General features: G+C 35.2%; 1 protein-coding gene. It reads left to right on the top strand.

Annotated elements, in window-relative coordinates; translation table 11 throughout:
* Positions 1 to 30: 30 nt before the first annotated feature.
* A partial coding sequence (locus tag AOA62_RS31655) for a hypothetical protein (RefSeq protein ID WP_218244259.1) occupies positions 31 to 230 on the top strand: 200 nt, incomplete at its 3' end.

Below are 230 nucleotides of genomic sequence, written 5' to 3' on the forward strand. Positions count from 1 at the left end.
AGTTTTTTCCATTGAAGGAAGGTGTCTTGAATGAATGTTAGTCAGTTTGTTAAGCAACACCGTGAAGATTGGAAGCAACTTGAAAATTATACGCAATTGTTACATAAGAAAAGTAATAACCTTACCGGTGAAGATATGGAGTATTTTCAAAAGCTATATTTAAAGGCGGCACGCCATTTATCCTATAGCCAAACACATTTTCAAGCTGATGATGTCACTGCCTACTTAAA

Origin of the sequence: Pseudomonas sp. 2995-3, from assembly GCF_002742565.1 — a bacterium.
Taxonomy (GTDB): Bacteria; Pseudomonadota; Gammaproteobacteria; order Pseudomonadales; family Pseudomonadaceae; genus Aquipseudomonas; species Aquipseudomonas edaphica.